The 17,326-nt window shown below is 36.7% G+C and carries 19 protein-coding genes; 15 read left to right on the top strand and 4 right to left on the bottom strand.

The features are described from left to right. Positions 1-84: 84 nt before the first annotated feature. The 4 genes from ITJ87_RS14615 to ITJ87_RS14600 form a co-directional block, all read right to left on the bottom strand. Positions 85-849: a glycerophosphodiester phosphodiesterase family protein gene (locus tag ITJ87_RS14615; RefSeq protein ID WP_005837303.1), complete on the bottom strand. Its 765-nt coding sequence runs from the start codon at positions 847-849 to the stop codon at positions 85-87. Positions 850-908: 59 nt separating this feature from the next. Beyond that, positions 909-1,610, bottom strand: coding sequence for a Lin1244/Lin1753 domain-containing protein (locus tag ITJ87_RS14610; protein WP_005827562.1), 702 nt, complete (start codon positions 1,608-1,610; stop codon positions 909-911). Positions 1,611-1,634: 24 nt separating this feature from the next. Beyond that, positions 1,635-2,000, bottom strand: coding sequence for an SH3 beta-barrel fold-containing protein (locus ITJ87_RS14605; RefSeq protein ID WP_008664384.1), 366 nt, complete (start codon positions 1,998-2,000; stop codon positions 1,635-1,637). 180 nt (positions 2,001-2,180) lie between these two features. Further along, positions 2,181-2,540 (bottom strand): hypothetical protein, encoded by a 360-nt coding sequence (locus ITJ87_RS14600; protein ID WP_008664386.1) that lies wholly within the window; start codon positions 2,538-2,540, stop codon positions 2,181-2,183. A gap of 615 nt (positions 2,541-3,155) precedes the next feature. Between ITJ87_RS14600 and ITJ87_RS14595 the strand changes: the two genes are divergently transcribed. From ITJ87_RS14595 to ITJ87_RS14525, 15 genes are all read left to right on the top strand, one after another. Further along, positions 3,156-3,692: a UpxY family transcription antiterminator gene (locus ITJ87_RS14595; protein WP_057256474.1), complete on the top strand. Its 537-nt coding sequence runs from the start codon at positions 3,156-3,158 to the stop codon at positions 3,690-3,692. A gap of 23 nt (positions 3,693-3,715) precedes the next feature. Further along, the gene (locus ITJ87_RS14590; RefSeq protein WP_057097875.1) at positions 3,716-4,201 is read left to right on the top strand and encodes a UpxZ family transcription anti-terminator antagonist; all 486 of its coding nucleotides are present in this window, start codon (positions 3,716-3,718) and stop codon (positions 4,199-4,201) included. A gap of 73 nt (positions 4,202-4,274) precedes the next feature. Further along, positions 4,275-5,843 (top strand): ATP-binding protein, encoded by a 1,569-nt coding sequence (locus tag ITJ87_RS14585; protein ID WP_057097876.1) that lies wholly within the window; start codon positions 4,275-4,277, stop codon positions 5,841-5,843. A 10-nt stretch (positions 5,844-5,853) separates the two neighbouring features. After that, complete coding sequence (locus tag ITJ87_RS14580; RefSeq protein ID WP_005827578.1) at positions 5,854-6,006, top strand: hypothetical protein; 153 nt, start codon at positions 5,854-5,856, stop codon at positions 6,004-6,006. Positions 6,007-6,332: 326 nt separating this feature from the next. Continuing rightward, complete coding sequence (locus tag ITJ87_RS14575) at positions 6,333-6,950, top strand: transposase (protein WP_158562836.1); 618 nt, start codon at positions 6,333-6,335, stop codon at positions 6,948-6,950. 176 nt (positions 6,951-7,126) lie between these two features. Next, a complete protein-coding gene (locus tag ITJ87_RS14570; protein WP_165491347.1) occupies positions 7,127-8,371 on the top strand; it encodes an oligosaccharide flippase family protein in 1,245 nt (414 codons plus the stop codon). Continuing rightward, positions 8,368-8,994 carry a CatB-related O-acetyltransferase gene (locus tag ITJ87_RS14565; RefSeq protein WP_057097879.1) on the top strand — a complete coding sequence of 209 codons (627 nt, stop codon included), beginning with the start codon at positions 8,368-8,370 and terminating at the stop codon, positions 8,992-8,994. The genes ITJ87_RS14570 and ITJ87_RS14565 overlap by 4 nt, the downstream gene beginning before the upstream one ends. Beyond that, complete coding sequence (locus ITJ87_RS14560; RefSeq protein ID WP_005827587.1) at positions 8,978-9,865, top strand: glycosyltransferase family A protein; 888 nt, start codon at positions 8,978-8,980, stop codon at positions 9,863-9,865. The genes ITJ87_RS14565 and ITJ87_RS14560 overlap by 17 nt, the downstream gene beginning before the upstream one ends. Beyond that, the gene (locus ITJ87_RS14555) at positions 9,862-10,956 is read left to right on the top strand and encodes a glycosyltransferase (protein WP_005827589.1); all 1,095 of its coding nucleotides are present in this window, start codon (positions 9,862-9,864) and stop codon (positions 10,954-10,956) included. The genes ITJ87_RS14560 and ITJ87_RS14555 overlap by 4 nt, the downstream gene beginning before the upstream one ends. Then, positions 10,953-12,335 (top strand): O-antigen polysaccharide polymerase Wzy family protein, encoded by a 1,383-nt coding sequence (locus ITJ87_RS14550; RefSeq protein WP_005827591.1) that lies wholly within the window; start codon positions 10,953-10,955, stop codon positions 12,333-12,335. The genes ITJ87_RS14555 and ITJ87_RS14550 overlap by 4 nt, the downstream gene beginning before the upstream one ends. Positions 12,336-12,339: 4 nt before the next feature. Then, the gene (locus tag ITJ87_RS14545) at positions 12,340-13,335 is read left to right on the top strand and encodes a glycosyltransferase (RefSeq protein ID WP_005827592.1); all 996 of its coding nucleotides are present in this window, start codon (positions 12,340-12,342) and stop codon (positions 13,333-13,335) included. Further along, positions 13,332-14,708, top strand: a complete 1,377-nt coding sequence (locus ITJ87_RS14540; protein WP_005827593.1) for a bifunctional cytidylyltransferase/SDR family oxidoreductase — start codon at positions 13,332-13,334, stop codon at positions 14,706-14,708. The genes ITJ87_RS14545 and ITJ87_RS14540 overlap by 4 nt, the downstream gene beginning before the upstream one ends. 75 nt (positions 14,709-14,783) lie before the next feature. Further along, on the top strand, positions 14,784-15,146 hold the full coding sequence (locus ITJ87_RS14535; protein ID WP_165852962.1) for a hypothetical protein: 363 nt from the start codon (positions 14,784-14,786) through the stop codon (positions 15,144-15,146). Next, positions 15,140-15,475 (top strand): IS66 family insertion sequence element accessory protein TnpB, encoded by a 336-nt coding sequence (gene tnpB, locus ITJ87_RS14530; RefSeq protein ID WP_117952054.1) that lies wholly within the window; start codon positions 15,140-15,142, stop codon positions 15,473-15,475. The genes ITJ87_RS14535 and tnpB overlap by 7 nt, the downstream gene beginning before the upstream one ends. Before the next feature lie 72 nt (positions 15,476-15,547). Continuing rightward, complete coding sequence (locus ITJ87_RS14525) at positions 15,548-17,320, top strand: transposase (protein ID WP_117964527.1); 1,773 nt, start codon at positions 15,548-15,550, stop codon at positions 17,318-17,320. The last annotated feature ends 6 nt before the right edge of the window (positions 17,321-17,326 follow it).

Genomic DNA, 17,326 nt, shown 5'->3' with positions numbered 1-17,326 from the left:
TCTTTTTGAAAACAAGAAACCGCTCCATTGCGGACATAATGAAGCGGTTTGTTTGGTTTTTGTTTCTAAATGTATAAGGAGCGGCTATTTTTTCTTTAAAATTTCTTCCAGCACTACCGGTTCATTGGTTGTGATGAAATCTACTCCTTGGCTGATGAGCCATTCCATGTCTTTGGCTTCGTTTACGGTCCAGGCGTTTACTTTCATGCCGAGGTCGTGGCATTCCTTTATCCATTCGGGATGTTTTTGGAAGACACTGAAGTGATAGTCGGGACCGGCACAACCCCATGCTTTCAACTCTTTGGGGGTAAGGTCACCGGTCAGGTAGTAGACGGGGGTGCCTTTGGGTGCCAGACGGATAAATTCCTTGGTGGCATGTTGGGAGAAGGTGATATATTCCGTACGGTCCTCCAGCCCTTTGTCCTTTATCATTTTTACGATACCCTCTACGGCTCGTGTTTCCTGTTCGGGAGTCTTGTGGGCTTTCAGTTCGAGGATAAGGCGGGTTTTCAGGCTTTTTGCCTTGTCCAGATACTGTTGCAGGGTAGGGAGTTGTTCGCCGTTGTCCAGTTGTACGGCGGTGCATACCTTGGCTGTGGCATCTTGCATAGTCACGCCTTTAAAGGTGGCGTCATGATTGACAACCAGCTGATTGTCTGTGGTGAGCCAAACGTCGAACTCGGAGCCGTAGCAGTGGATAGAATCAGCCTTTACAAGTGCGGCAAGGGAGTTCTGAGCCGAACCGTCTGTAGTCCAGAAACCACGGTGGGCAATGACTTCCTGGGCCTGGATAGTGCCGCATGCAGCAAAGAGCAGGGCGGAAGCAAAAAATAGTTTTTTCAGATTCATAATGATTAGGGTGTTTTGTTTTGAACACAAAGATAAGTATTATATTTCTTTTATTAAATCTAACCCCTGAGTAATTTCAGTATGTACTTTCCGGGCATCACGATGCGGGCTTTCAGTTGGGGTGAGCTGTTCAACTCATATAGGATTTTCCAGATTTTCCCTCCCAGTTTTCCAAAATCTGTCAGTCTTAGGATGGCATTCAAATCGTGGATGTCGGTTACTTTCTGCCTTGCCAGCTCTTCCATCAGGCCTTGGTAATTATGCGTCTGTCTGTTGAGCGTGTACTCCGGTGGAGTCAGAAGAATCTCCTCCTTCCTTCTTCCCGTCTCCCCTTGGGGAGATAGAGAGGGGTTTTCTTTATTCTCTTTATTTAGTTTATTTGCTAAAGCGCTGCTTGTCTTGGCATCCCTGATTCTCTGCTGGTTAACCAGTCCACCGCGACGTCCGGCCTCCTTTTTAGCTTCTTGTTGGGCGTCCCATGGCTCCATGCGGCGGCTTAGTCCGGGGGATGAGAAGCTTGTCTCGTTCACCTCGAACAGCGCATAGTCATAGATGATTCGCTTCAGTGTGGCGGTTGTCACCCTTGCTTTTTGTGCCAGTATGGGAATCACTTTCAGGCTGGCTTTATATTCATTCTGCAATCTGAGGAATTCGAGCACTGTCCAGTAAATGCCATATCCTTTCATACCTTCTTCTTGTATCATAATCATTAATTTTAGGTTGCTGCCGGCATTGGCATCATGTAGTAAATAAGCCTCCATAGCTTTTGATATTGGTGTTTTTTGTTAGTTTACTATCGGTCTCCATTCCATAAAGTTCTCAATCAGAAAAGTCCGCCAGCCTTGTTGTTCCGCGTCCCAATAGGCTACGTGAGCTTTAATGCTTGTCATGTCATGTTTCTTTTTGAAGTCGCTTTCGTAGGAAACAAGGGTTCCTCTTCCCATGTAGAAGCTGCCGTCCTGCTTTCGGTAGGCTATCAATGCATATCCGTATCGCATGTATTCCAATAGGGAATTTATGCGTTGTGCCATCCATTGTACAGACTCCATGCTCAATGTCGTGTTTTCCGTAATCCGTTTTTCCCATAGCTTTTTTGCTTTTTCTGTTTTGGATACAAATTTCTCCTCAAATTCAGTTTTTTCTTTTCCCATTTTTTATGTTTTTAGGGTTAGTAAATGTATGATAATCAGCAATGAAAAAGGGCTACTCCTTTCAGTACGGATGGCTATGCCCTTGCCTTGTTGAGGCTACACCATCCGACAAGAAAGGTGTAGCCCTTCTGTCCGGTTGCTGACGGCGGCAAAATTACTGCCTTTCCAGGTACTGAACTATCAGTGATTTATCCTTACATCATATCCGTATGGGTCAATCAGTGTGGTGTCTTCCTGTTTTATGATGGCCCATACCTTCTCCAATTCGGTGATTATCGTACTGTAAGTCAAAGGCTTTTGCTCTCCTCTGGCTCTCTTTGTGAAGTTTTCGGATGCTACGAGCAGTTTGGCTATATCCGTTATTTTTCTAATTTTTGTGCCTTCAAAATAGCCTGATTTAAAGGCTCTTAAGTAACCTACATAAACATGGGTCTGGTCTCCGTAGTAAACCCGTTCTGCCAATAGCTTTTCATCCACTATGGAGCTGTGTTCTTTTACTTTTGTTGCTCTTAGTTTCTGTGTATCAGATTGATACGACATGCTTCTCTGTTCGTTACTGTTGAGATGCTTCTTTTTTTGAGTTCTTTCATTTGTGTAATTCTTTGTTCGTTTAACTGTTTTTTATTCTGGTTAAAAAATGCGAAAGTATAAAAAGTGAGGGAGAAATAAGGGAATTTTGGAGGGAAATGTGAAGGGTGAGTTGTAAATGGTTGATATATAAGATGATATGCTGTTTAAAAAACGTACGTTTAATGAACGCAAAGATAGAGACGTTTTTTGTAATGGCAAAATGTTTGATAGAAAAATGTTCCTAATAATAAATAATGATAAGTATATTACATTGAATTTCAGCAGTATATGCAATATGTGTAATCAGTTAAAATCTTCTTATTTTTAGCTCTTTGAGTATGTCTTGTATAAGTTCGAAATAGGTGTTTTTTAAACGTACGATTAAAAAACGCTTTTTTGTTTCTAATACGTTCGTTTATAGTCTCTTACCAAAAGGTAATGAACAACCGCAGAGAATCTGTTGACAAGAAGGGCATAGTGCTTGTCAAACTTCCCATAAAATGCTCGCAAGTGATTGAACTACAGTTCTGTAATAGTAGTTCAAAGCCCCCAAGGAATACCTTTTTCTAAGTAAAATTAGCAAGAATAGAAATGGATAAAGAGACCGAAGTTTGGTTTGCCATGCGTGCCACATACCGCAGGGAGCTTGAAGCTATGCATCTTCTCGAAAAGGCAAATCTTGGCTGTTTCATTCCCATGCAATATAAGATAAGTATCCGTAGGGGCAGGAAAGTCCGTGCTTTGGTTCCCGTCATCCGTAATCTGGTTTTTGTCCACGCACGTCCTTCCGAAGTGCAGCGATTTAAGTCTCAAATTACTTATTTACAATATATTACTGATACCCGTAGCGGCCAGAAAATAATCATTCCCGACCATGATATGCAGCGTTTCATAGCCGTTGCCGGTACCTATAATGACCATCTTCTCTATTTCCAGCCCGAAGAACTGAATCTCTCCAAAGGTACGAAAGTCCGTATCACCGGTGGCGACTTCGAGGGTCAAGAAGGTGTTTTTCTAAAGGTAAAAGGTGCCCGTGATCGTCGTGTAGTGATTGCTATACAAGGTATCATTGCCGTTGCCATGGCGACCATCCATCCAGACCTCATTGAAGTAATCCGCTAGTCTTTAATTTATAATTACTACTCATGTCTCTTTTAGAAGAAGCACTCCTCCTTCAGCGTGCCGCGCACGATCTGATGTATTTGGGTATGGACGGTAGTCCTATCTATAGCGATGATTTGTCTCGTCGTAACAGTGAAGTCTATCGCTTGACCACAACTTTGTATAATTCCGGCACCTGGGGCACCACGGTGGAGGAGCAGGCAAATGTCTGTCTTGCTCTCTTGAAGGGGTATAGTGCCTCGTTCATTGACCATGGTGAAAAACTACAGCATGTGCAGGAGGTATTGAGGCGTTGCTGGGACACCCTTGATTCCCTTCCTTCCTCTTTGCTGAAACTCCGCTTGCTTACGGCTTGTTATGGAGAGGTTTTCGATGAGCCTTTGGCCGACGAAGGCCGTTCTATCATTGCTTCTTGGAGTGTTGCATCACTGACTGCCGAGCAGCAGGAAGCAGTTGACGAGTTTCAGAATGTGGTGGATAATCCTTATCCATGGGAGGAAATGGAATAAAAATGTATAAATAGGATTTCTCTTTGAAGAAAAAACGTATATTTGCATATAGCTTCTAAAAAAGAGAAATAAGATGGAACAGATGCGTAAACTGCCAATTGGTATACAGACTTTTGAAAAGCTGCGTGAAGAAAATTATCTTTATGTAGACAAAACAGCAATGGTCTATAAGATAGCATCCAATTCCACTCCCTATTTTTTGAGCCGTCCTCGCCGTTTCGGTAAGAGTTTGCTTATATCTACCTTCGAAGCTTACTTTCAAGGACGTAAAGATTTGTTTCACGGGCTTGCCATCGAAAAACAGGAAACCCGGTGGGAGGAATACCCTGTATTGCATCTGGACTTGAATGCACGTAAATATGAAACAGCCGGAGATTTGGTAGCCATGCTTAATCAATATCTGGAAAAGTGGGAATTGAAATATGGTGCGGAAAAGCAGGAGCGTAGTCCCGAAGAGCGTTTTGCCTATGTGATAGAGCAGGCGTATGCCCAGACGGGTAAGCAAGTGGTAGTGTTGATTGATGAATACGATAAGCCTTTGCTTCAAGCTCTTTCGGATGAAAAGTTAACGGAAGAGTATCGTCGGATATTGAAAGCCTTTTATGGGGTACTGAAAAGTGCCGACCGTTATCTCCGCTTTGTTTTTTTGACGGGTGTGACGAAGTTTGCGCAGATTAGCGTGTTCAGTGATTTAAATCAGTTGCAGGACATCAGTACATGGCCCGACTATTCTTCTTTATGTGGTATTACTAAGGAAGAACTGCTCACAACGTTTACTCCGGAGATAGAACGTTTGGGTGTTTCCAATGGGATGGACTTCGATACAACTTTGGAGCGGATGACGAAGCTGTATGACGGTTATCATTTTTACCCTCATTGTGAAGGGGTTTTTAATCCTTTCAGTGTGTTGAATGCATGCAAGTCGAAGATTTTGGATAATTTCTGGTTTCAGACCGGTACTCCTACCTACTTGGCTAACTTGTTGAAAAAGAGTGATTATGATTTGCGCCTTTTGATTGAGGGAGTTGAAGTGACGGCTTCTGCTTTTTTTGAGTATCGTGCAGAAGTAAAGAACCCGCTTCCCATGATTTACCAGAGTGGTTATCTGACCATCAAAGACTACGACAGGGATGTTTTATTGTACACTTTGGGTTTTCCCAATGATGAGGTACGCTATGGTTTCTTGAATTTTCTGGTACCTTATTATACGGAAGTGACCGATGATGAAACCGGTTTCCACATAGCCAAGTTTATGCGTGAACTCCGTTCCGGTGATGTGGATGCTTTCATGGAACGTCTCCGGGTGTTTTTTGCCGGTATGCCATACGATTTGAGCGATAATACGGAACGTCACTACCAGGCTGTCTTTTATGTGGTTTTCACTTTGATGGGACAATTTGTTGAGACGGAAATCCGTAGTGCCCACGGTCGTGCCGATGCCGTGGTGAAGACGAAAGATACCATTTATGTTTTTGAGTTTAAACTGAACGGCAGTGCCGAGGAGGCTTTACGGCAGATTGATGAAAAAGGGTATCTGATTCCTTATAGGTTGGACGGGAGGCGTCTTGTCAAAGTGGGGGTGAATTTCAGCAAGGAAAGGCGTAATGTAGACAGGTATATTGTGGAAGATTTTGTTTTCTAAAATTGGAAATATGGTTACCATCAAAAATAAGGAATACGGTTCTAATATCAGCCTTGCTGCCATCTGCAATTCTCTTTGCAAGGCGGAACATCAGTTGCTTGAGGAGTTTGTCACGGTCGGTGCCAATGCATACGTGGTACGCAATACGCAAAACTCCCTATAAACTCTAGAAGTTCGGTCTTGTGCTGACATATGAGGATGATGTTAAAGGTGAATGGCACATGCTGATGCCTGACTCTGTACGAGATTCCCTTTCGGACCTCGTCCCTCAGTTTATGAATTATATAAATGCCGGCCAGCTGATACCTTCGGTAAAGGAAATCCGGATGCGGATGGCGTTGCATCGCTTTTTGGATAGGGAGAGTTGGTGCCGGATTCAAAAAATAACGTATTATTGCTTACCCATATGGACGGTAAGCACTCAATTGTTTATTTGCTTTACCGCCCCGTATGCTAGATTTTTGTGCCATAAAGATAAAACGAATGCTTATGGCAAGCAGCACGGATTTCAAGAATTTATGGAAACGCTATCAAAAGGAGGGAGTTTCCAAGTTCATCTCTCATGTCCGGGCAAAGTTCAAACTTGCTGCAGACATCGCCAAAGACGAAGAGGCGGCATGGTTTGTGGAACAAATTGGGCGGTTGTATCTGATAGAGGCTGAATGTTTGATGCGTCGGCTCACTCTCGGGGAGATAAGGAAAAGAAGAAATAAATCCGATGTCAGTGAGATATTGAAAGGCTTGAGGAAACAGGTATTGGAACTTCAGCAGGATAAACGCTGTCACTACGGTAAAATGATGGAGACAGCTTTGGCTTATATGTTGAACGGCTGGGATGACCTGCTTAAATATCGCCACTGGGGCGACTACACGATAGACAACATGGTGGCGGAACGTGCGATACGTCCCTTTGCCGTATCGCGAAATAATTCTCTTCACTTCAGCAGTGAGGAGGGTGTCAATGTGGCAATGACTTTCTATACCATTATCGAAACGGCCAAGATGTACCTCTCGGATATCAAGGGATATCTTATACATGTATTCCGTGAACTATTGTCAGGAAACAAGAACTACGAAATGCTGATTCCATCAGGCATTTCGGTTTGAATTAAGTTAAATCGAAGTCAAATATAATAAGACCAATTCCCTTTCTCGCTGATTTTCAGTAGGGAAAAAGGTATTGAGTGCTTACTTTTAAACCTTTTCAGGTCTAAAATGACTGCTTACTTATTTTCAGAAGAGTCCAAAGTGATTGAGTGCTTACGATGATGTTAATTTGCAAAGTGAAAAATATATCTGACTATATATATAGGTATAAAACCTTAATTGAAAATTTTGGCTATCTAACTTTATTACAGATATGTAATTTATTGATACCACTTGTTACATATCCTTATTTAATTAATACTTTAGGAAAAAATTTATATGGTGTAATCATATATTCTCAGGCAATAGTTAGTTATTTAGCAATATTTGTAAACTGGGGATTTAATATCTCAGCTACGAAATATATTAGCATTAATAGAGAAGATTCAAAGAAGATAAACGAAATAGTTAGTGTGGTATATATTGTAAAAACCTTGCTTTTAATTATAGTATTTGGATTCTTATTTTTAATATTTCTTTTTCCTGAAATTCGAGAATATAAATTATTATATATTTTTTCAATGTGGCAATGTATTTATGAATGTTTATTTCCTATATGGTTTTTTCAAGGTATAGAAAAAATGAAATATATTGCAATTTTTTCTTTCATAGGACGTGTAGTGTTTATTCTATTGATATTTATATGGGTCACTACACCGCAAGATTATTTATTGGTTCCACTTATAAATGGCATTGGAGCTATTATTACATCTCTTATAGCCATATATATACTAATATATAAATTTAAAATTAAGTTTAGATGGCAGTCTTTAGCGACTATATTTTATCATACAAAAGATTCAACCAAACTTCTCTTAACGTCAATAACAGGTATAGTGAAAGATAGGACTAATACTATAGTTATTGGTAGCGTTTTGGGAATGGGAGAAGTAGCTTATTATGATTTTGTAGAAAAAATAGTAAATGTATTATCTACTATATTTTATACAATAAGTAATGTTGTATTTCCATATTATAATAAAAATGCTAATAAAATATTTGCCCGTAAACTTTTAATATATACTACTGTAATAGGAGTTTTATTATATTTTATTGTTGGATGTTCTTTGAAATCATTTATTCTTTTATTTTTTAATAATGATATGCTAATGGCAATTCCTGTGTATTGGATGTTGGGAACTCTGTTTATATATCGCCATTTAAGTTATTTTCTTGGAACTGTTATATTAATAAGTCACAATCATGTAAAAGATGTTATTGTCAATATGTTTTATAGTATGTTCGTGTATTTGTTCGTAATAATGTTTTTGGGAATTATTGATTGTTTAAATATATATACTTTATCTATATCATTGGTAATATCTGTTTTCTTTGAAACTTTACAGAGATGGTATTATTGTAAAAAATATGGTATAATATGATGAATTTCATAAATCGGTTTATGAGACTCTTTAGGAGAAGGACTGTCAATATAGGACGAGATGTACAATTATTAGGAAATACTGTTATAGGCTGTGATTGTTCTTTTTCAGCTCGCGTTATTTTCAGTAATTCTATTATTGGAGATTATTCATATGTAAATTATAACTCTATTATACATTGTTGCCATATAGGAAAGTTTTGTTCAATAGGTCCTAATGTCGTAGCTGGCTTGGGTAATCATCCAGTAGAAAAGAACGTTACGACTTCTCCGAGGTTATTTTTAAAAGGAAAGTTCCTTTTAGAAGATAGGTATGACCAGTTTGCTATAGTTACTATTGGAAATGATGTATGGATTGGTGCTAATGTGACTATTGTAAATGGAGTTACAATTGGTGATGGTGCAGTAATAGGAGCAAATTCTATTGTAACTAAAGATATACCGCCTTATTCAATTTATGGTGGAGTACCGGCTAAATGTATTAGAATGCGCTTTGAGCAGAATCAAATAGATTTTTTGTTAAAATTAAAGTGGTGGAATATGGATGAGGAATGGATAAGAAGTAATAGTTTACTTTTTTCAGATGTTAATTGTTTAATGGAAAAATATGGAATTTCTCTTTAGTGTATTTACTCCGACTTACAATAGAGCGAATACTATAGGACGTACCTATGAATATTTGTGTAAACAAACATTACGTAGTTTTGAATGGATTATTGTGGATGATGGTTCCACAGATAATACAGAAGAAATAGTTCAGAAATGGATAAATACAAATAAAATTTCCATTGTATATTTGAAGCAGGAGAATGGGGGAAAGCATCGTGCATTTAATAGAGCAGTGCAGATAGCTAAAGGGGAAATCTTTATTTGTTTAGATTCTGACGATTATTATATTGAAACTGCACTAGAAATAATTTATTCATATCATTTGATACATAAGGATAATCCTTGGATAGCAGGATTTTCATGTAATTCTTTAGATTTACATGGAAATCTAATAGGAACTTCGCTACCTGTAGACGAGTTGGTTGTTTCACATTATAACCTTTACAATTCATTGTCAGTAAAAGGAGATAAAGGGTTAATTTATTATACTCGTATTTTGAAAGAATATCCATTCCCTGAATTTGAGAATGAATTCTTTGTAACAGAAGCATTGGTTTTAAATAGAATTTCTTTGCGATATAAAATATGTTGTATTAAGCGAAGTTTAGAAATAAAAGATTATCAAAGAGATGGTCTGTCTAGCAAATACAGACATCTGTGTTTAAGAAATCCTAATGGTTATGCTCTGTATATAAATGAGAGGAATTATTTTAATTTATCATTTACTAACTATGTTATTAATGCTGCAAGTTATGTGCGTTATAGTCTATTTGCAGGAAAAAGTTTTAGGAATATATATAAAGAAGCTATAAATAGAAGATGGACTTTTATAATAGCCTGTTTCTTAGGAATTTTATTATATATTAAAGATAAAAGTAGGTCATGAAAAAAAATCTTTTATTCATTATAGATAATTTGAAAGGTGGTGGAGCAGAAAGGATATTGATAACAATACTTCAACATCTTGATGCAAAAAAATATAATGTAGATCTTTTTTTAATAAATAGAGAGGGTGTTTATCTTGATAGTGTTCCTCGGAATATATGTTTATATTCTGCTTTGGGGGATTCAAATCTGCTAATAAATAAAATTAAGAGACGTATTTTACTAACGTTTCCTAGCTTGTTCTATATCTTTCATATAAGGAAACTATACGATTGTTATATTGCTTTTAGAGAGGATACTGCTACCAGAATTTTATTTAAAGCTCCTGCTACTGCGCAAAGAGTGGCTTGGCTACATACAGATTTAATAAAGCATACCTACTGTAAAACAACTAATAAGCGGAGATATTTTCGTGACCTTCCTTCTTTAAATCAAATAGTATGTGTTTCTAAAGCTTGTCAAAAGACATTGATAAATTTATGCCCTGCTGTCAAAAATAAATCGATTGTTTTATATAATCCTATTGATATTTCTGATATTATACAAAAATCAAATGTACATATTAATGTACCATTTAGTCGGGATAGAATAAATTTATTGGCTGTAGGTAGGATTGACAAAGGTAAAAATCATCGATTTTTGATTGAGTGTATGCCTTTATTGTTGAACAAGGGAAATTTTACATTATGGATTTTAGGGGTGGGGCCTTTACAAGTTGAGTTGGAAAAACTGAGAGATGATATGGGATTGCAAGATTATGTACATTTTTTAGGGTTTAAAGAAAATCCATATCCTTTAATAAAATCCTGTGACGTATTTGTTTTATCTTCCCTATATGAAGGATTACCGACTGTAATAATAGAAGCTTTAATTTTAGAAAGAAATATTGTTTCCTCTCCTTGTGTAGGTGCTGAAGAAGTATTGTGTAATGGAGAGTTTGGATATGTGGCTTCATTGGATATAAATTCTTTTTCGGAAGCAATTTGTAAAGCGTCAGAACATTCTTTGTTGATATCCACTAAATTAAGGCATAGATTATCTGATTTTGATTTGAATCAGCAAATATGTAAAGTTAATACTTTATTTAGATGATAAGTTTTACGTGGAAATATTCCATTTTTCAAGTAATACAGATTTTTATTATTATTTGCTATTTTCTCCAATTTTTATTTTGTATTGGATTTGGATATAATGATGTAACAATTAATATACTACAATATGAATTGTTACTCATTTTTTTGTGGTCACTTTTTTCTGCGATACATGAAAGTGGAACATTCAATTTGTATGTTCTTTTTCTATATATGCTATGTGTGTTTATTTATTCGCGTATATTCTTGGATATTTATGGTTTGTTTAATTGGACATGGGCAGATAAATATAATGATTTCATTTTCCCTATAAACGTACAGTTTCAAATATTAATATTGTTAACATTTTCATTGCTATTTATGCATCTTGGATGCTTGATGGGTAGAAAATATTTGTCTTATAGAAAGATAAATTTTGAATATTCGAGGTATCTAGATAAAATATCTACTTTCTTATTTCTATTCTCCGTTCCAGGTACTTTTATTAAATATTTGATTCAGTTTAAAGCTGTGTTGGAGCATGGATATTTAGCTGTATATGATGGAACTATTGCAAATTTGAAATATCCAATATGGACGACGGGAGCAATATCTATTTTTGAATTTTCATATTGCTTATTTTTAGCATCGAAACCTTCTAAAAAGAAGTTCTTTATCATATCGTCAATTTTCTTTGCTTTAAGAATTGCAGATGTTTTAAAGGGTGGACGTTCTAAACTATTTTTACCTATTATATTTTTATTATGGTATTATTATTCATTTTATTCTGAACAACAAAAACAAAAAATAGGCAAATTATTATTGATTTCAATCGTGTGTATTATTCTGTCACAAGTATTATTGGAGTTCCGGAGGGGGGACGTTGATACTGGTTATGATTCTGATTTATTTATGATGTTTTTTTCTCAACAAGGGGTTTCGTTATTAGTATTTGCATATATGATATTTTATAAATCAACATTTGTAAATACTGGATTACCATATATTTTGTATCCTTTATCCTTAACATCAACTTTTGAAGGTCAATCTATGGAATTTGTGGAGCAAACTAATAGTTTAGGACATCGATTGACTTATTTTTTAGCACCGGATGCATACTTGGGGGGAGAGGGAGTTGGTTCTAGTTTTCTCGGAGAGTTTTGGGATTTGGGATTAATCGGATTTCTACTAATGAGTTTTTTAGCTGGATATATTATTCGTTATTTTGAGAAAAGTGTTCGTAATACTCGTGTTATCATGTTTTTGGCTTTTATATTAGTTCCTAATATAGTGTATATGCCTCGTGCTTCATTTTTCCCTTCATTGATAAATATTTTGATATTCTTATTTTTTTATAGTTTAATTCTATATGTTCCGAAACTTAAAATAAAATTCATTTAGTTTTATGCTTATTTCAATTATCATTCCTATATATAATGTTGAAAAATATTTGAACAGATGTTTAGATAGTGTCATGAAACAGTCTTTTCAGGACATTGAAATTATATTGGTAAACGATGGTTCGACGGATAATAGTGATAATATCATAAAAAGTTATTTATTTGATGAAAGAATTAAATATATATATCAGAAAAATAAAGGTTTAAGTGAAGCTCGTAATACAGGATTAAATATAGCATCAGGAGAATATGTTTTATTTTTAGATAGTGATGATTCTATAGAGCCTAATACATGTTATGAGTTATCGCAAGTAATAGAGAGATTTGAGGTTGATATAGTGGTTTTTGGTCGATATTTGATAAAGGATTGCATAGAAAAAGTTAGAGATCCTGCGTATTGGGGAAATAATCTGTTAGATGGTAAGGAATATTTGGTCCAGGCTAAGCTGAATAATCGCTTTAGCGCATCAGCCTGTAACAGATTATATAAATTATCATTTTTACGACAAAGAGGGTTGAACTTTAAATCGGGAATTGTTTATGAAGATTTGTTGTTCAATTTCCAATGTATGATACAAGGGGCACGAGTTTATGTGTTAAATGAATTGTTATATAATTATTATATAGGACGTAACGATAGTATTATTAATACTATAAAAGAAAAGGATTTGGATATTTTGTTTACTGTTAATGAATTATTTGTGATATATGAAAAATATAAATATCCAGTTATTAAAGATGTTTTTTATTGGATTATTTATGATTGGGTTTCTAATGCAGTGAGTTATAAATATCCTCGAATAGCCATATTCAATAAGAAAGCTATTTCAATAACTCGAATTATAACTCAAGACTCCAGGTACAAATCAGTTTTATTATATTGTAGTACTTGCCATGTAATAGGGTTTAAGAGGAGGATTTTGTCTTGGTTACAGGTAAGAATGTTTTATGTTTACTATTTTTTAATTGGATTATTAGTTAGAATAAAGAAATTAGCATGAGAAATGTTGCTGTAATTTTAGCAGGTGGTGTCGGAACTCGTATGGGAGGGACAATGCCTAAACAATTTTTTAAAGTTTCGGGAAAAACAGTTTTAGAACATACCATTTCTGTATTTGATAACCATCCGCTTATTGATGAAATTGCAATTGTGGTACACCCTAATTATCTTGAAAAAGTGGAGGAATTGTGTTGCATTAATAATTTTAAGAAAGTAGGACGAATTCTACAAGGAGGAAGTGAACGTTATTATTCAAGTTTGTCAGCTATAAATGCCTATGCTTCTACAGAGAATGATATTAATTTAATATTTCATGATAGTGTACGTCCCTTAGTTACTAAAAGAATAATATCAGATTGTATTACTATGTTGGGTAAGTATGGAGCTGTTGATGTTGCAATTCCTGCAACAGATACCATTATCAAAATGAATCTGAATACGCATGAAATAGAGGATATTCCTAACCGACAATTTTTATACAATGGACAGACCCCACAAGCATTTAAATTATCCGTTATTAGGGAAGCATATAAACGTGCATTGGTAGATCCTAATTTTAAAACAACCGATGATTGTGGGGTTGTTTTAAAATATATGCCTGATATACCAATAGGAGTTGTACCGGGAGAGAAATTTAATATGAAGTTAACGCATAAAGAAGATTTGTTTTTGTTGGATAAGCTTTTTCAATTAAAATCTGTAAGTGATGTTTCTTTATATGGACAAGAAACCGCATTAGAGCATAAAGTTATAGTCATTTTTGGGGGAAGTTATGGTATAGGACATAGTATTGCAGAACTGTGTACCGGATTGAAAGCTAAGGTTTATTCGTTTAGTCGAAGTGAGACTGGAACAGATGTTGCTGATGCATCATTAGTAAAAGAAGCTTTGGAAAAAGTATATCTGATTGAGAAAAAGATTGATTTCGTTATAAATACAGCAGGTATATTATTGAAAATTCCTTTGATGACAATGAAATATGATGATATTTTAAATTTAATACGTGTAAATTATTTGGGAGCGATAAATGTGGCGAAGGAATCATTCTCATATTTAGCGAAGTCTCATGGAGGTTTATTACTATTTACTTCCAGTTCATATACACGAGGCAGAGCGATGTATAGCCTATATTCATCTTCAAAAGCTGCAATTGTGAATTTAGTTCAGGCTTTATCTGAAGAATGGAAAAGTTATAATATAAAGATTAATTGTATTAATCCGGAAAGAACTAAAACACCTATGCGTATCCAAAACTTTGGTATAGAACCGGAAAATAGTTTATTAAGTCCCCAATTTGTTGCAGAAACTTCAATAATGACATTACTTTCTGGATTGACGGGACAAGTTATAGATGTCAGACGTAAAACAGACTGACTATGAAGTAAGCAGTCAAAAATTGGCTCATAATTGAAATCTCTATCTTCGCTGCGAACAAAAATTTTAGAATTTATGTATAGCAGTGAAGATCTTGAAAGGTTTTACTTTCAGTACCAGACCGAGGCTTTGCCTCATGGAGAATCTCTCCAATCGTTTTGTGTTAAGAACAAAGTTCCTTATAACATCTTTCAGAAATGGTACAGGGATACCCGGAAAAAAGTAGTTGAAGTCCAGGTTGATGGTGTTCCTGTAATCGGTCATGAGGAAAAATCCAGTGCCATTGATCAATCTCAACCGGTATCACCAGGCAGAAATGATCACCCGGTTCGTATTTGGGTTGAGATTCGTATCAGCAATGGCTTGCATTTGTCCCAAAAGAATTTAAGCTACCCGGATTTGGTTCGTATGGTAGAGAAACTGGAGGGGTTATGTTGAGTGTTACCGGTCTGAATCATTTTTATTATGTCCGTGATTTTATCGATATGCGTTGTAAGCACAGCCGTGTGCTGTCTGTCATTCGTGAACGGCTTCACCGTGAGCCCAATGATGGAGACGTCTTTATAGTCATGTCTCGCAATCGCAGAATAGTCCGTATGTTTTCATTTGATAATCGTTCATATAGTCTGTTCGAAAAGAAGTTTGTGGCAGGCTATCAGTTCATGAAGGTGGAGCGGAACGGAGCAGATACTGTTTATCGGATTGCCTGGAAGGACGTGGTTTTGATTCTTGAGAATCCTATAGTTAAAACATTAAAAATCAGATAATCAATCTATTTATCCACTTGCGGTTTTGTGATTATTTTATTACCTCTAATGCTGTAAATCAAAGGTTTAAGTATGATCGATCTGCAAGATATAATTACAACAAAACGAGAGTTGTTGAGTAGGGAAACCTACTCACGCAACCCTATAAATTATAGTGCAGGTATGGCAGAGGATCAGAAAGAGCGATACATACAATACCTTGCCGAACAGAATCAGGATCTTCGGTTGACAAGTGATGCCATGAAGCTTGTTTTGGAGGATTTTATGGCTCAGATGAAGGATCTGAAGGCTCAGGTGTCCTCTATGGAATCGAAACATGCTGACCTTGAAAATCGGTTATCGGAAGAGCATAAACTTCGCAAATCGGCTGAGCGTAAGATAAAATCACTTCAAGAAAAACTTGATTATGCCTATCAGGAACGTTTTGGTGATAGACGTCAAAAGATACAATCTAAAGCTAAAACAAGTGATTCAGACCGCCGGAAGGAGAAAGATGATTATGATGGAACCGATGATACGCTTCGTACGGATTCGGTTGATCATGCTCCATCTCAAGAGGTAAAAGAGTCTTCCAGGAAAGAGCGTGATTTATCCAATCGCCCTGACGGTTATAAAAGGATGGGAGTAGTTGGAGAGGCGACAGAGCATCCTTCCGATTTGACAAAGGTTCCCGGTCGCCTCATTGAAAGAAGAATGGTACGGGTATTCAGTTTTCGTACTTTCCTGACGGAAGAATGTTTTGAGATGGTTCATTATGCAGAGCCTGGTAAAAAGCCGAAGTGGGGCTATTTCCCTTCTGAAGGCCATCCGGAGGTAGTAACCAGTTTTGAAGGCACTAGGGCCACTCCTGAATTTCTGCAGGCTATTGCCTATGAAGTTTATGTAAAGAATGTGACTTTTGGTCTTCTTCACCAATGGCTGACAGATATGGGCATGACCATTTCTAAAAACACGTTGCGCAACTGGCTTAAGAAAGGTAAGACATACCTGGACGAACTGGTCTGTGTATTGAAGTCTATAGCTTTGGAAAAAGATTCGATTGTGAACTTGCGCAAATACGATCACTATAAGAAGTGCTACATTTGGGTTCTGGTCAACAAGGCTCAGAAAACAGCCATTTTCTTCTATGAGAATGGCTCGCGCGGTCGTGATGTACTTACAGACTTTTTGGGCGATGCAGAGTTGAAGAGTATTATGTCCGACGGATACAATGCTTATGTATTTATCGGCAATGAGCTGAAATCAGCCCGGTTTAAAGATACTGTACACCAGGTTTGTATGTCACATGCCAAGAACAAGTTTGTCAAGGCTTCCAATCAGGGTGGTGAACCGAATGCAGAACGCTTTTCCGAAATTTTAAAGGAGTTCTTTATGAGGGAGCGTAAATACGATGATGCCGGATTAACTCCCAAGGAAAGGTTCCGAGAAAGGCAAAGCCTGGCAACGAAGGAACTTCTGATAGAGTTACGCAGCTTGTTAGATAGTGAACTGACAAAGGATTCAGAATTTAGAAGCCGGTATTATAAAGAAGCTCTCAATTATCTGAACCGGTTCTGGAAAGAGATCTTTGCTTACTTGGATGATGGTGAATTACCGATAGACAACAACCTGGCTGAGCGAACCATTCGAAAGCTGACCACTCAACGCAACAATTCACTTCATTATGGTAGTGATGCCGGTGCAGAGATGGCAGCAACTTATCACAGTGTGATAGGAACGGTAAAGCTTCATGGCAGTTCTATCTGGAACTTCATCGGAACTTTTTTCAAAAATATCTTTAACGGGTGCAGTGATTATGTTAACATGGTTCCTGACAAAATCACTTTGGCTGCCAGCCAATGTTAAATTCAA

This window comes from Bacteroides sp. HF-162, from assembly GCF_015679285.1.
Taxonomy (GTDB): domain Bacteria; phylum Bacteroidota; class Bacteroidia; order Bacteroidales; family Bacteroidaceae; genus Bacteroides; species Bacteroides uniformis.
This window is presented reverse-complemented; position numbering and strand designations above follow the sequence as displayed.